We start from the raw sequence: 14,468 nt of genomic DNA on the forward strand, positions 1-14,468 counted from the left end.
TCCGCGCTGCCGTGCTCGCTCTCGTCGCGGAGCAACCCCGGCACGGCTACGAGATCATCCAGGAGATCACCGGGCGCTCCGGTGGGGCATGGCGTCCCAGCCCGGGCTCCGTGTATCCCACGCTGTCGCAGCTCGAGGACGAGGGCCTGGTGCGCGTCGAGCAGACCGACGGGCGCCGGGTCGTTCACCTCACCGAAGAGGGCACGCGTTATGTCACCGAGCACCGCGACGAGCTGGACCGCGTCTGGGAGTCCGTCGGACACGACCCGGACGAGAACACCGCCGAACTGTGGGAACAGCTCGGCCAGCTGCACGCGGCCGCGCACCAGGTGATGGCCACCGGCAGCCCGGAGCAGATCCAGACCGCCACCGCCGCCCTCACCGAGGCACGCAAGACGATCTACCGCCTCCTCGCCGAATAGCCCCGTGAGTGCGTAACAGTGTTAGAACACTGTTACGCACTCACGACCCGCACTGACCAGCGCTCGGGCGACGGCCTCTGGGCACGGCGCCGGGCCCTCAGCGATGCCAGCTCAGCAGTCACGCAACTCCGGGCTCTGGTTGAGCACCTGCCCGCGCGGCGAGACGAACTCGCGATACTGCGGCGAGTCGACCGCGGCCGGCGCGAATGCTGCAACGCGGTGGCAGTTCTGGAAGGCCAGCACCACCCCGAAGTGCCGTTCCAGGGCACCGCGGATGGCATTGCTCGCCAGCGCCCGCAGCAACTGGCCACGGGCCTGTTCGGACGGGGGCGGTACCTCGTGCTCGCCGAACGGCGCCCCCGGCCGCGCGGTCTGGTCATCGACGGCCGCGGAGACGACCTCCCAGGCGTAAGGCAGCGAGTCTCGGACGACGGCGATGAACTCGGCATCATCGATCTGGCCGCGGCTGGCCGACTCGAGGACGGCGATGGGGACGTCGAGGGACATGGATCCTCCTGGATGGGGTTGCCGATGGAAAGACCAGGTCAGCGGGGCTCGTGAGTGCGTAACAGTGTTAGAACACTGTTACGCACTCACAGGGGACGGGGGTGTGTAGCCGGGGACCACCTGGGCCGCGAGGTCCGCGCCGACGGCGCGGTTGCCCCAGGCCGCAGCGTTGCGCAGATGGAACTCGACGGTGCCCCGGTGGTAGGCCTCCCAGTCGCGCGTCTGCGCGTCGAGGGCGGCCCGCAGCGAACCGAGGACGGCGAGGTTGTCGGGCTCGAGCTGAGCGAGCGGCAGCGGATCGCCACGTTCGGCGGCGCGCACCCAGGCCGACTGCCCGAGCCATCCGATCAACGCGTCGCCGACCCGCTCCCGCAGATAACGCACGTCGGCGGCGTCGCCGACCTTGTTGCCCAGCACTCGCAGCGCCACACCGTGTCCGGCGGCGTGCTCGACGTACTGCTCGTACACCCCGACTCCGCGCCGGGTCGGCTCGCTGACCAGCACCGTCAGGTCGAAACGGGTGAACAGGCCCGAGGCGAAGGCGTCGGCACCAGCAGTCATGTCGACCACCACGTACTCACCTGCGCCGTCGATCAGGTGGTTGAGGTAGAGCTCCACCGCACCGGTCTTGGCGTGGTAGCAGGCCACGCCGATGTCGCTCTCGTCGAACTCACCCGTCACCAGATAGCGCACTCCGCCCGGCGCCGCGGCCGCGTACCGACGCAGCAGCTCCCCGGACGGGTCCAGGTCGAGCAGCCGCGACCCCGGACCCGGCGGAGTTGTCTTGATCATCACGTCCGCGGCGGGGATGCGGGGGTTGTCGCCGCGCAGGTGATCCTTGAGCCAGGTGAGATCCGCGCCCAGCGGCCGAGGCGGTGGGCCGTCGGCACCGAGTGCCTGACCGAGATGCTGGTTGATGTCGGCGTCGATGGCCAGCACGGGACGGCCGAGCTCCGCCAGATATCGGCTGAACAGAGCCGCCATCGTGGTCTTGCCGCTGCCGCCCTTGCCGACGAACGCGATCCGCACCGCTCTCCCCTCGTCTCCGTGTCAATGAACACGGTAACGATAGTGGTTATCACTAACGGGTGATCATGGCGGGTTTCGGGGTCACCCCGCGTTTCAGCTGGTTCGCGGGCCCCGGCGGGCGGCGAGCGCCACGCGTAACGGCCGGACCGGCGTCCCTTCGGCGGCCAGCTTGCGACGGGCCCGCCTGCGCGCCGCCAGAACACCGGTCAGCGCCATCGCCCAGACGACGTACTGCACGGTCCACGCCGCACGAAACGCCCCCGGCGTGTAGCCGCCCGCCCCGCCCGGACCCGCAACCCCCAGCGCCGCGCCGACCGCGAGGGTCACCAGCAGCGCGGCGGCGAACCCACCGAAGTTGACGATGCCGACGGCGGCGCCCTGCCGGTACCCGGGATTGAAGGTGCGGGCGTAGTCGAAACCGACCATCGATCCAGGACCACCGGTCGCCAGCACCGCGACGAGCAGCACCAGCAGCCACCGCGGGGCCGGCGGCGGGACGAGCAGCACCGCTGTCCAGGCCGCGACCGTCAGCCCGATCACGGCGATGACGAGCCAGGAGCGCCGCATCGGGTGCCGCGCGGTGAACTCGCCGAACCCGGGGCCGGCCAGCAGCCCCGCCCCGACGAACACCGCGAGCAGTCCGCTCGCCGCGGCCGGGGACATCCCCTGCCCGGCGATGAGGTACGGCACCCCCCACATCAGGACGAACACGGTGCCGGAGAACTGGGTTCCGGCGTGCGTCCACAGCCCGAGCCGGGTACCGGGTTCGCGCCACGCGGAACGCAGCCCCTCGATGATCTCGCGGGAGGTCGGCACGCGCGCCGGGACGGGGGCGCCGGGCGGGCGATCCCGGAGCACGACCAGGACCGCGATCGAGACGGCCACCCCGAGCGCCGCGGCCGAGACGAACGCCGTCGTCCAGCCCGGCCCGTGCAGCAACGCGGCCAGCGGCAGCGCGCTGAGCAGCTGGCCGCCCTGTCCGAGCAGTCCCGTCAGCTGCGTCATCACGGGAACCCGCCGGGGTGAGAACCAGGCGCCGACCACCGAGAGCACGCTGATGAACGTCAGCGCGTCACCGGCCCCGACCAGAATCCGGGCCACGATCGCCAGCGGAAGCGACGCCGCCAGCCCCAGCAGCAGCTGACCGGCGGCCATGGTCAGCGCCCCGGTCACGACGAGGACGCGGGCACCGAACCGATCGAGCAGGACACCGACCGGCACCTGCAGGCCCGCGTACACCAGCAGCTGCAGTACCACGAAGCCCGAGAGCACGGCCGGGGCAGCGCCGAACCGGTCCGCCGCGTCGAGTCCCGCGACCCCGAACGACGTCCGGTGCATCACCCCGACCAGGTATGCGACCAGGCCCACCGCCCAGACGACCCACCGACCGCGATGCCCCGTCATGGAGAAACGTCCGCCATAGCGAGACCATGGTGCGCTATCCCAGCGACGAAACGGGATGCTGTGCGGGCAGTCTCACGTTTGACCAAACAGGCTGCCGCAGTGAAGACAGTGGATGGTCGGAGGTAAAGGTGCACGAACCCGAGGAGCTCTATCAGGTGGAGGCGGATCCCCCGCAGCTCGCCGAGCCGGTGCTGGTGGTCGCCCTTGACGGGTTCGTGGACGCCGGTGCTGCCGGGCGGCTGGCCGCGGCGGCGCTGCAGGAGGGCCAGGCGGCCAAACCCCTCGTGCGGTTCGACGTCGACGTGCTCATCGACTACCGGTCGCGCCGCCCGGGACTGCGTTTCGAGTCCGATCACTGGGCCGACTACAGCGCCCCCGCGCTGGAGATCGTCGCGCTGACCGACACCGGTGGCACCCCCTACCTGCTACTGACCGGCCCCGAGCCGGACACCCAGTGGGAGCGCTTCGTCGCCGCGCTGGAGCAGATCGTGCGCCGGTTCGGAATCCGCCTGGTCATCGGCATGATGGGGATCCCGATGGCCGTCCCCCACACCCGGCCGATCGGCGTCACGGCACACGCGACGCGCCGGGAGCTGACCGAGGGCCACGAGACCTGGTTCACCACCGCCGAGGTTCCCGGCAGCGCCGCCGCGCTGCTGGAGTACCGGCTCGGTCAGGCCGGGCACGCGGCGATGGGCTTCGCGGTGCATGTGCCGCACTACCTGGCCCGGACGGAGTACCCGCAGGCCGCCCGTGCGCTGCTCGACCACGTGGGGATCGCCGCCGGGCTGTTCCTGCCCACCGAGTCACTCACCATCGCCGCCGAACGCGCCGAGGCGCAGATCGCCGCCCAGATGCAGGCATCGGAGGAGGTCGTGCACGTCGTGCAAGCCCTCGAACGGCAGTACGACATGATCGCCAGCGGCCGCGGCAAGCACAGCCAGCTGGGGCTGGGTGGGGAGCTGCCCAGTGCGGAGGAGCTGGCCGCCGAGGTGGAGCGGTTCCTCGCCGATCAGAACGGCGGGTGGACGGGGGGCGACCCGGACGCCACCGGCGAGGACGACGAGCAGGGCGGCCCCGCGTCGCCGTCGTAGGCCAGCCGCGCCCCCGGACCTGCCGGGCGGCTCACACCAGCCCGAGCGCCAGCATCGCCTCAGCCACCCGCGCATACCCCGCGATGTTCGCTCCGGCCACGTAGTCGCCCGGCATCCCGTACTCCTCGGCCGTCTCGAAACACCGCGCATGGATGCCCCGCATGATGTCGCGGAGCCGCTCCTCGGAGTAGTCGAACGACCACGAGTCGCGGGACGCGTTCTGCTGCATCTCCAGCGCGGAGGCCGCGACACCGCCCGCGTTCGCCGCCTTACCGGGGCCGAACGCGACACCCGCCTCCTTGAGTACGCGGACCGCCTCGGGGGTCGTGGGCATGTTCGCGCCTTCGCCCACCGCGATGCAACCGTTGCGCACCAACCGGATCGCATCGGCCTCGGTGAGCTCGTTCTGCGTCGCCGAGGGCATCGCGACCTGGCAGGGGACCTCCCAGACCGACCCGCCGGGCACGAAGTCGGCATCGGGTCGCGCCTCGAGGTAAGCGCTGATCCGCTCCCGCCGCTGCTCTTTGACCTCCTTGAGCAGGTCGAGGTCGATGCCCTTCTCGTCGCGGACGTAGCCGGTGGAGTCCGAGCAGGCCACCACCCGTCCCCCGAGCTGGTGCACCTTCTCGATCGTGTAGATCGCGACGTTCCCGGCCCCGGACACCACGACGTCCTTGCCGTCGAACGAGTCGCCGCGGGCCCGCAGCATCTCCTCGACGAAGAACGTGCACCCGTAGCCGGTCGCCTCCCGCCGGACCTGGGCACCACCGAAGATCATGCCCTTGCCGGTGAGCACGCCCGACTCGTACCGGTTGGTGATCCGCTTGTACTGCCCGAACAGGTAGCCGATCTCGCGCGCGCCGACACCGATATCGCCCGCGGGGACGTCGGTGTACTCCCCGATGTGCCGGGCGAGTTCGGTCATGAAGCTCTGGCAGAACCGCATGACCTCGCGGTCGGAGCGGCCCTTCGGGTCGAAGTCGGAGCCGCCCTTGGCCCCACCGATCGGCAGTCCCGTCAACGCGTTCTTGAAGACCTGCTCGAAGCCGAGGAACTTGACCGTTCCGAGCAGCACCGATGGGTGGAAGCGCAGCCCGCCCTTGTAGGGGCCGAGCGCGCTGTTGAACTCCACCCGGAAGCCCCGGTTGATGTGGATCTCCCCACGGTCGTCCTGCCAGGGGACCCGGAAGATGATCTGGCGCTCCGGCTCGCAGATTCGCTCGATGATCTTCGCATCGGCGTAGTCCGGGTGTTTGTCCACCGCCGGACCGATGCTCTCCAGCACCTCGCGGACGGCCTGGTGGAACTCGGGTTCTCCCGGGTTGCGCGCCAGGACGTTCGCGTAGATCGGTTCCAGATCACCGTGTAGTGGCACTCTTGCCTCCGGATGGCATGACTCATGTGGCACCTCGCCCGAAGCTGCCGTTCCTCGCGAGGTGCTCGGACGGGCGTCCGTCCAGATGCTCTCGGTTTGCCCGGCTTCTACGCCAGCGTTGAGACCGTCCTCACGCCCCCCACCCCTACCGTGTGACCTCGCGGTTCAGCCGATCAGATCCAGTCCCGCACGGACGATGCTGTCGGTGTCGAGACCGTGGTGACGGTACACCGTACCCAGATCTCCGGATTGTCCGAACTGCGAAACTCCCAGGTGAGTGCCGGTCACCTGGTTGATCCCGGTGAGGAAGGCCAACGTATGCGGGTGCCCGTCGAGCACGGTGACCAGCCCCGCGGCCCGACGGGCCGGGAACGCCGCGTCCAGGACCCAGCTCTCCCCCGGTGCCCGCCCGGCCCTGGCCTGCACGGCATCGAACAGCAGTCCGGGGCTGGTCACGCACACCACGTCGGCGGGAACGTCCAGGGCGGCCAGCCGCTCGGCGGCGGCCACCGCCTCGGGCACCACGGCGCCCATCGCCGCGATCGTCACCGCGGGCGGCGCCGTCGACTGCACGAGCGGATAGGCTCCGGCGACCACCTGGCGGCGCCGCCGCTCGCGGGCAGCCGGATCGGTCGGCACCGCGGCCATGGTCTGGTCGACCGGCCGCGTCGACAGCCGCAGGTAGGCCGAGCGGCCGTCCGGCCGCCCGAGCCGGGCCAGCGAGGCCAGCAGCGTCCATTCGACGTCGATCGCGAAGGCCGGTTCGTAGCTGATGCACCCGGGCTGTTCGAGGCCGATCGACGGGGTGATGATCGACTGGTGGGCCCCGCCCTCGGAGGCCAGCGACACCCCGGACGGGGTACCGACGAGAATCGACTGTCCGCCCGCGTAGATCCCGAACGACCATGGCTCCAGGGCGCGTGTGACGAACGGGTCGTAGAGCACCCCGATCGGCAGCAGGGGCTGTCCCCACCGGCTCCAGGTGGCGCCCAGCTCGCCGAGCAGGCCGACCAGGTTGGTCTCGGCGATGCCCAGCTGGAGGTGCTGCCCGGCCGGGCGTTCGCGCCAGTGCAGGATCGTCTCCGGGTCGTCGGCGAACCAGTCGGTCCGCTCGGCCGCCGACCACACCCCGACCTTGTTCACCCAGCCGCCGAGATTGGTCGAGGAGCTGACGTCCGGGCACAGCGTCACTACCCGGCGGGCCGCCTCGGGTGTCTGCCTGGTCAGGTCGAGCAGGGTGCGGCCGAGCGCGGCCTGGGTGGTCGCCGTCCCGGTCGGGGTGCGGCCGATGTCGGTGGGCAGCGTCGGCGGCGGCACCGGGGTCACCGGCTCGCGGCGCAGCCGCGACGCCACCTGCGAGCACAGCCGCCCTGGCGGCGAGTCCGGTTCGAACCGCCCCCACGGAGCCTCGGCCGGCATCCCGACCCGCTCGGCGAGCTGGGCGAGCTGCTGCGCCGACAGCAGCGAGGAGTGGTTCTGCGGGTGCCCCTCGGTGGCCAGCCCGTAACCCTTCACGGTGTAGGCGAAGATGACGGTCGGGCGGGTGTCGTCGATGGCGCCGAACGCCTCGCCGAGCGCCTCCAGATCGTGCCCACCGAGGTTGCGAATCGCCGCGTGCAGGGTGCGGTCGTCGAGGTCGGCGACGAGCCGGGCGATCTCGGCCGCCCCCTCTCCCGACCCGGGCAGCCGCTCGCGCAGCTGCGGCGGGGTGCAGCGCAGCAGCCGCTGGTACTCGGGGTTGGGCATCTCGTCGATGCGCCGGCGCAGCGCGGTTCCGCCGGGACGGGCGAACAGCTCGTGCAGGAGCCTGCCGTACTTGACGGTCAGCACCTGCCAGCCCGCCGCGTCGAACATGCCCTGCAACCGGGGCGCGCCGATGTTGGGTACCACCCGGTCGAGCGACTGCCGGTTGAGATCGACGATCCACACCACCTCGCCGAGCTCGGCGACCATCGGGTCCAGGATCGCCTCCCAGCAGGCGCCCTCGTCCAGCTCCGCGTCGCCCACCAGCGAGTACTGGCGCCCACGCGCCGCGACCTCGGCCCGCGGATCGGCCTTCGACTCGACGTACCGGCGCGCCAGCGCCCCCCAGACCGGTGCGGTCGCGCCGATCCCGACCGAGCCGGTCGAATAGTCGACGGGGTCGGGGTCCTTCGACCGGCTCGGGTAGGACTGCAACCCGCCGAACGCCCGCAGCGTGGTCAGGTACCGCTCGTCCAGCTCCCCGAGCAGGTAGTTGATCGCGTGCAGCACCGGGGAGGCGTGCGGCTTGACCGATACCCGGTCGATCGCGCGCAGGTGCTCGAACCACAGCGCAGTCATGATCGTGACCATCGACGCGCTCGAGGCCTGATGCCCGCCGACCTTGAGTCCCGTCGGATTCGGACGCACCCGATTGGCATGGTCGACGATCGCGGTGGACAGCCACAGCACCCGCTGCTCCACCGCGCGCAGCACCGCGAGCCGGTCCTGACGCGGCCGGGAGGCAACCCGGGTCGCACCGGTCATTGTGATCACCCCTATCGGAGCGAAGCCGACATCTTGCCGGTTCATGGCATCACCACCACGATCGCTGCACAAGTTGATGCTCAATCATTGAGCAGATTGCCCAATCAAACGGCTTGAATCGGGAGAGGAACACGCATCGTGCGCAGCACCAGGGACATCGACGCCGTCGACGCGCGACTGCTCGTCGCGCTCACCGAGAACCCCCGAGCGACGATGCTCGCCCTCGCCGAGCGGGTCGGCATCTCCCGCAACACGGTGCAGGCCCGGCTGGCCCGACTCGAGGAGCGCGGGGTCCTGCAGAGCCTCGAACGCCGCATCGACCCGGCCGCGCTGGGCTACCCGCTCGTCGCGTTCGTCACGGTGCAGGTCACGCAGCGCAGGCTCGCCGAGGTTGCCGAGGCGCTGGACCGGGTGCCGGAGGTGATCGAGGTGCTCGGCCTCTCCGGACAGGTCGACCTGCTGGTGCAGGTCGTCGCCCGCGACGCCGACGATCTCTATCGCATCGCGGGCCAGTTGCTGGCCACCGAGGGCGTCGAACGCACCACCACGGGTCTGGTCATGCGCAGGCTCGTCGAGCACCGGGTGCGCCCGCTGCTGGAGCGGCTGATCACCGGCGGCGACCGCCGTGCATGAGCGGCGCACGCACCACGCAGCGACGCTTGCGCCGCTCGAGTACCGCTCAGGGCCGCCGGCGAGCTCCCGGACCGACTCCCGGAATCCCCCGGCGCGCCGGCGGCACGAACGACACCGTGCCGGACAGCGGCAGCACCTGGTCGGCGGTGTCGGCGGCTGTCCCGCGGCTAGACCGGGACACCGTCCCCGTAGTCCACCGTCGACGGGGCGCGGGTGAGTTCCTCGACAAGGGCGGTGAGCCGGTGGTCGAGGCGCTGCTGCACGCGTTCGAGGGTGTCGAGCCGGCAGGCGAGATCGAGGGCGTGTTCGGGATCCACGACGCCGTCGAGCGCCCGGTCCAGTTCGGCGCGCAGCACCTCGATCCGCCGCCAGCAACCTTCGGATGTCTCGGAGTGGGCGTCGAGCCGCGCGCGGGACCGCGGGTCGATCGTGGGCGGGACCGACGCGACGAGCTGTTCCAGACGGTGCGGATGCACGAGCGACCTCCTGCGCGACGATGTGACCGGGTCGATGTGATCGATCCCACATGCACGCTAGAGCGATCGGCCCTCACGTGCAAAGAACCGACGGCCCCGGATGTGAGCGCCGATCGGGTTGCTGCCAAGGTTGGACGGATGCGTCTGGTCTTCGCGCCTGGGGAACACGAGGAGTACATCCTCGTCCGGGATCGCCTGCTGACCGCCGTGCTGGCCCGGTCGCGGCGCCGCGGCGACAGGGTGGATTCCGAGTTGGTCGCCGCCGCGCTGGACTACAAGCACCGGGTCGACCGAAGGCTCGGACACTGGACCCGTGCCCATGTCGCCGACGCACTGGCGGTCTGGTTCCCGCGCACGGTCGCGGTCGCCGACGCGGACTGGTCGGCGATTCCGGCTGCGATGCACGCCCTGATCGGCCTGCTCGCCGAGCGGGATCACCTCGACTCCCGCTCGGCGGCCCCTGACGAGCTGCACGCGCAGATCGACGACTCCACCCCCGCGCTGTTCGACGCCCTTGCCGACGAACGCAACTACGACCTCGGCAAGTTCTGGAACATGCAGATGATCCGCCACGGCGTGGACAAGTCCGACGTGCTGGCGGTGCAGCGCTTCCTGGACCAGGCCCGGCGCGGCGAGCTCGACATCGATCACGACGTCCTCGACGCCATCGTGACGGAGCAGGCCCGACTCGCGGAGGCCGACCGGGAGACCGCGCCCGACCTCGGCCCGGTCCTGCTGCCCTCGGCCGCGCAGCTGGTCACCGCGGCGGAGCGCAGCGTCGCGCTGGACCGGCTGCGCTCCTTCACCTATTGGGTGCGCGGTGGGCGCCCGCTGACCCGCGAGGGCAGGCTGTGGCTGTCCGACGCGCTGGCTATCGCCGATCTCCTCGGGATCGACCAGTTCTACCGCGACGCCGCCCGTACCAGCGACGACCTGCCCGAGGTCTCGCTGCTGCTGGACTGGGCGCGCCAAGCCAGGCTCGTGCGAACCGTGAACCGCAGGCTGGTCCCGGTCAAGAGTGCGGGTCCACTGCTGCAGCGCCCGATCGAGCTGTGGCGCCGGGCGTTCGAAGCGCTGGGCAAGCTCGGCGACCACTTCGGCGGGTCGAATGTGTACGGCTCCCCGTCGCTGTTCAGCATGTCGCTGGGTGACGCGATCCCGTTGCTGTGGCTCAACCTGTACTCCGCCGCCGGGGATCCGGTACCGGTCGAGCTGTTCCACCGGCTGGTCCGCGACGCGGTCAACGAGCAGTTCGGCTGCGTCGTCGACGACCTGGCCGGCGACGTCGAACAACGGCTGTGGCGCCGGGACGTCTCCGCGCTCCTGGACGCGTTGGAGCTGCTCGGAGCGGTGGAGCTGGAGGAGAGCTCCGACCACACCCACCTCGCCGAGCTCGCCGGACGCGACGACCCCGACCCGACGATCGTCTCGCTGACCCCGATCGGGCTGTGGGCCTGCCAGCAGATCCTCAGCGAGCAGGGCGTGCACACCCCGCTGGTCGGTGATCTGGCGGACGAGGACATCGAGTACGTGTGCGTGACGATGGCCGCGGCCCGCGCCGAGGTCGCCCACGCCGAGCTCGCCGCATGGGTGGCCGCGCGCGATCCGCGGACCGCGGCGCGCGAGCTGTCACGCCTGCTGCGCCGCACCGATGTGCCCGCTCACCGCAAGCTCGCGGTGTATGCGCTCGCCCGGACCGGCGACGGCAGCCGCCCCGTTGCCCGCGAGTCGCGGTATTCCCGCGCGCGAGTCGGGGTATTTCCGCGCGCGAGTCGGGGAATGTACGCGCGCGAGTCGGGGTAGCCCGGCGGCGCGAATGCCCGCCGACGAAGCATCGCGGACACTCAGTCCGGACTCGCCTGCCGTTGGCGGGGGAACCGGGCGTCAAGGCCGTGGCGCCGGTCCGGCGTCGTCGTGTCGCGGGTGAGGTGGTAATGCCCGTGGGTGGAGCGGTTGCATCGGTAGGAACGCAGCAAGCACGCGCCGAGCGCCTCGAACTCGCGGGCCGCTCGTTCGGCGGACTCCCGGTCGGGATAGATGATCTTCCCGTCGGTTCCGGGCCCCTGCCGTCGAGGGATCAGTCCGGCCGCCTCGGCTCGACGCGGGCGGCAGAACTGCGGGCCGCCGTCGGAGCGAAGCCGCGCGTATCGCAGGACGATCTCGGCCCGAGCCGGATCGCGCACCGGACGGGCCTGCGCGGGCACCACCGCGTCGACAACGTCCTCGGTCGGTCCGGTCCCCACCTGGCCCATGTCGTCCTCCATCGTCTGGTTCACCCGAGAATTCCAATCCCGACGCCGAGCCGTTAGCCCTTGTTCCCCGAATCCACTCAGAGGTGCGAAGCTTCATCCATCAGTTGAGTGAATCGATTACAGCGTGTTCTTTAACTAGCGGTCGACGTCGCACGGAGATACTGTGCGCAGGGACGTACGCGGTCGCCCGGCATGACGGGAAGGACCCGCCGATTACCGCGTTGTCGCTGTGCCTTCGTTGCCGAACGCCGGAGGGCAGGTGGCGGTCCGCCGATGACGACGTGGTCGGACGTGTTCGGCCGGACCGAGTTCGGCGCGGCGGTGTTCGCCGTGGGGCCCACCCACCGACACGCCGTGCTCAACTGGGCCCAGGCTCAGCACGTCCCCATGGCGGCGAGCCGAGATCTCTACGCCCCCGCCGTGGAGGGTTGGGCCGTGCTCGACGGCGGCATCACCTCGATCCATCCGCATGCGTCGGCGACGCTGTCCGCCGGTGTGCGCGTCCTCGGGTTTCATGCACTACGGCTACTGATCTTCGATCTCGGCCTGGTCCCGCCGCCACGGCCGTTCCCCGGGGAGTCGGGGGCCGACGTCGCCGAGCTACAACGGCGACATCGCTCCCCCGACGCCCACCTCCCCTCAGCGGTGGAACAGGCAGAACTACTCGCCACCTGCGTCGACGGACCGTCGCTGCGGTGGGTCGCGGCGACCCTGCTGGCCGAGTCCCGGGCGCTCATCCGGTGACGCGACCGACTCCGAGCGGTTCCACGCCGTTGCGCACGGCGGCCCGAAACTGGTTCGCGACGATGGCGACCGTCCGGTGCGGTTGCTCGGGGTACGCGCGGCGTTTCCGGCCGACGAACCTCGCCAGGTTCGGGCGACGGTGCACGCCGGATGTCGGTGGGGCGTGCTTGGCTCGAGGGCGTCCACACGACCGAGCGCCTGGAGGTGCATGACCATGCCCATCCGTGAGACTCGCTGGCCCGTCGGCACACCGTGCTGGGCTGATCTCTCCGTCCCCGACCTCACCGCCGCGACCGAGTTCTACGGGTCCGTTCTGGGCTGGTCGTTCGTCGACACCGGCGAGCAGTACGGCCACTACCACATCGCGCAGACGAAAGGGAAGGCCGCGGCCGCCATCGGTCCGATCATGCAGGAGGGACAGCCCTGCGCCTGGACCATCTACCTCGCCAGTGACGATGCCGACGGCACCGCGAAGCTGGTCACCGAGAACGGCGGCCATGTGGTCGCCGGGCCGATGGACATCGAGGGCACCGGCCGGATGCTCGTCGCCGTCGACCCCACCGGTGCCGCGTTCGGCGTCTGGCAGGCCACCGGCACGATCGGCCTGGAGATCTACAACGAACCGGGCGCGCTCGTCTGGGAGGATGCGCGGCTGGGCGATCCGGCTGCGGGCAAGCGCTTCTACGCCGCGGTGTTCGGCTATTCCTACCAGCCCGTCGAGGGCGCACCCGACGACTACGAGACGTTCAGCGTCGGCGGTGAGACCGCCGGCGGGATGGGCGGGTTGATGGGTGGCCCGCAGGGGAGCCCGAGCCATTGGCTGCCCTACTTCTCCGTCCCCGACGTCGACACCGCCGTCGCCGCGGCCGAGCGTGGCGCCGGCACGGTGGCGATGCCTGCGGAGAACACACCGTTCGGACGGATCGCCATGCTCGTCGATCCGTTCGGCGCAACGTTCTCGCTGCACGGACAGCTCGGCGAGTAGCCGGCGGATTCCCAGGGCGGCCGACGGTGTGCCGCCCTGGCGCCGCTCACGTGCCGTCACCGCTCGCGCTCGCGCGCCGTTGGTGCTGTGCTGAGGAGACCGCGGTGGAGCCACCGCCGCGCCGAGAACCCATCGGACGAGGGTGTTCAGGTGAACGGGACGACTTCCCGGGATGTCGGGCTCTTCGGCCCGGACTCGGTGACGTGGCGCGTGCATGTGGAACCGGTGCTGTGGGTGGCGGGATTTCGAGCACTGCTGTTGCAGTCCTTGCATCCGAGGGTGATGCGCGGGACGTTTCAGAACTCCGCGCTGTTCGACCCGCGCAAGGCGTGGCCCCGGTTCCAGCGCACCATCGAGTTCGTCGAGGTGCGGACGTTCGGGTCGACCGCCGAGGTCGAAGCCGCCGCGGCGCGGGTGCGGCGGCTGCACGCCGCGCTGCGCGGCTACGACCCCGACACGAACTCGACCTTCCGGCTCGACGAGCCGGCGGGGCTGCTGTTCGTGCACTGTGCGGAGATCGATTCCTACGCCGAGATCGCTCGGCGCGCCGGCATCGTCGATGACGCCGGCGTCGAACGGTATCTGGCCGAGAGCGTCCGGGCGGCGCGGGTGATCGGCCTGGCCGACGCACCCGGCTCGCGAACGGAGATGCGCGCCTACTTCCAGCGCGTCCGCCCCCAGCTCCGGCTGACCGACGAGGCTCGGCGGGCAACCGAGAACCTGCTGGCGCCGAAGGGATCCGCACCGCAAGCCGTCAAGATGGCAGTTCCGGCGGTCGCGCTGGCGGCGCTGGCGACACTGCCTCGATGGGCGAGGCGCATGTACGGACTGCCCGGGCTCCCCTCGACCGATGTCAGCATGACGGTGACCCTGCGGATCCTGCAGACGGTCATCGCCCTGCTGCCGGATGCCCCTGCGCCGCCGGCGGTCGAACGTGCGCGCGGGCTGATGCGCCAGCCCCGCGAGCCCGGGGAATGCGTGCTGCCCTCGGTGCGTTCCGCCTCTCAAGGTAGTTGAAGCTTCAACATGAGAGGGCCAT

14 protein-coding genes are annotated in these 14,468 nt (G+C 70.8%); 7 read left to right on the forward strand and 7 right to left on the reverse strand.

Annotation, left to right across the window (positions count from 1 at the left end; genetic code table 11):
• Positions 1 to 422: PadR family transcriptional regulator (locus tag ACFQE5_RS12135; protein ID WP_379584970.1), on the forward strand; the 422-nt coding region annotated here is incomplete at its 5' end.
• A gap of 111 nt (positions 423 to 533) precedes the next feature.
• Here ACFQE5_RS12135 and ACFQE5_RS12140 read toward each other — a convergent pair.
• From ACFQE5_RS12140 to ACFQE5_RS12150, 3 genes are all read right to left on the reverse strand, one after another.
• Complete coding sequence (locus tag ACFQE5_RS12140; protein WP_379584971.1) at positions 534 to 929, reverse strand: SCO5389 family protein; 396 nt, start codon at positions 927 to 929, stop codon at positions 534 to 536.
• 78 nt (positions 930 to 1,007) lie between these two features.
• Positions 1,008 to 1,958, reverse strand: coding sequence for an ATP-binding protein (locus ACFQE5_RS12145; RefSeq protein WP_379584972.1), 951 nt, complete (start codon positions 1,956 to 1,958; stop codon positions 1,008 to 1,010).
• 93 nt (positions 1,959 to 2,051) lie between these two features.
• Complete coding sequence (locus tag ACFQE5_RS12150) at positions 2,052 to 3,362, reverse strand: MFS transporter (protein ID WP_379584973.1); 1,311 nt, start codon at positions 3,360 to 3,362, stop codon at positions 2,052 to 2,054.
• 128 nt (positions 3,363 to 3,490) lie between these two features.
• On the opposite strand from ACFQE5_RS12150, the gene ACFQE5_RS12155 reads away from it, so the two are divergent.
• Positions 3,491 to 4,456: a PAC2 family protein gene (locus ACFQE5_RS12155; RefSeq protein WP_379584974.1), complete on the forward strand. Its 966-nt coding sequence runs from the start codon at positions 3,491 to 3,493 to the stop codon at positions 4,454 to 4,456.
• Positions 4,457 to 4,487: 31 nt separating this feature from the next.
• Here the strand turns inward: ACFQE5_RS12155 and gdhA are convergent, their stop codons facing one another.
• Both gdhA and ACFQE5_RS12165 read right to left on the reverse strand, forming a co-directional pair.
• On the reverse strand, positions 4,488 to 5,831 hold the full coding sequence (gdhA, locus tag ACFQE5_RS12160; RefSeq protein ID WP_379584975.1) for an NADP-specific glutamate dehydrogenase: 1,344 nt from the start codon (positions 5,829 to 5,831) through the stop codon (positions 4,488 to 4,490).
• A 165-nt stretch (positions 5,832 to 5,996) separates the two neighbouring features.
• Positions 5,997 to 8,339 (reverse strand): transketolase-like TK C-terminal-containing protein, encoded by a 2,343-nt coding sequence (locus ACFQE5_RS12165; RefSeq protein ID WP_379584976.1) that lies wholly within the window; start codon positions 8,337 to 8,339, stop codon positions 5,997 to 5,999.
• Positions 8,340 to 8,477: 138 nt separating this feature from the next.
• On the opposite strand from ACFQE5_RS12165, the gene ACFQE5_RS12170 reads away from it, so the two are divergent.
• Entirely contained in the window at positions 8,478 to 8,972 is a 495-nt protein-coding gene (locus ACFQE5_RS12170) for an Lrp/AsnC family transcriptional regulator (protein ID WP_379584977.1), read from the forward strand.
• Between the two features lie 167 nt (positions 8,973 to 9,139).
• On the opposite strand, the gene ACFQE5_RS12175 is transcribed toward ACFQE5_RS12170, so the two are convergent.
• On the reverse strand, positions 9,140 to 9,448 hold the full coding sequence (locus tag ACFQE5_RS12175; RefSeq protein WP_379584978.1) for a hypothetical protein: 309 nt from the start codon (positions 9,446 to 9,448) through the stop codon (positions 9,140 to 9,142).
• Positions 9,449 to 9,586: 138 nt separating this feature from the next.
• Here ACFQE5_RS12175 and ACFQE5_RS12180 point away from each other — a divergent pair, with 138 nt between their 5' ends.
• The gene (locus ACFQE5_RS12180) at positions 9,587 to 11,251 is read left to right on the forward strand and encodes a hypothetical protein (RefSeq protein ID WP_379584979.1); all 1,665 of its coding nucleotides are present in this window, start codon (positions 9,587 to 9,589) and stop codon (positions 11,249 to 11,251) included.
• A 41-nt stretch (positions 11,252 to 11,292) separates the two neighbouring features.
• Here ACFQE5_RS12180 and ACFQE5_RS12185 read toward each other — a convergent pair whose 3' ends face one another.
• A complete protein-coding gene (locus ACFQE5_RS12185) occupies positions 11,293 to 11,724 on the reverse strand; it encodes a hypothetical protein (RefSeq protein ID WP_379584980.1) in 432 nt (143 codons plus the stop codon).
• A gap of 249 nt (positions 11,725 to 11,973) precedes the next feature.
• Here ACFQE5_RS12185 and ACFQE5_RS12190 point away from each other — a divergent pair, with 249 nt between their 5' ends.
• The 3 genes from ACFQE5_RS12190 (at position 11,974) to ACFQE5_RS12200 (ending at position 14,446) form a co-directional block, all read left to right on the forward strand.
• The gene (locus tag ACFQE5_RS12190; protein WP_379584981.1) at positions 11,974 to 12,444 is read left to right on the forward strand and encodes a hypothetical protein; all 471 of its coding nucleotides are present in this window, start codon (positions 11,974 to 11,976) and stop codon (positions 12,442 to 12,444) included.
• Positions 12,445 to 12,658: 214 nt separating this feature from the next.
• On the forward strand, positions 12,659 to 13,429 hold the full coding sequence (locus ACFQE5_RS12195; protein WP_379584982.1) for a VOC family protein: 771 nt from the start codon (positions 12,659 to 12,661) through the stop codon (positions 13,427 to 13,429).
• 150 nt (positions 13,430 to 13,579) lie between these two features.
• The gene (locus tag ACFQE5_RS12200; RefSeq protein ID WP_379584983.1) at positions 13,580 to 14,446 is read left to right on the forward strand and encodes an oxygenase MpaB family protein; all 867 of its coding nucleotides are present in this window, start codon (positions 13,580 to 13,582) and stop codon (positions 14,444 to 14,446) included.
• Positions 14,447 to 14,468 lie beyond the last annotated feature (22 nt).

Origin of the sequence: Pseudonocardia hispaniensis, assembly GCF_042658695.1 — a bacterium.
GTDB lineage: Bacteria > Actinomycetota > Actinomycetes > Mycobacteriales > Pseudonocardiaceae > Pseudonocardia > Pseudonocardia hispaniensis.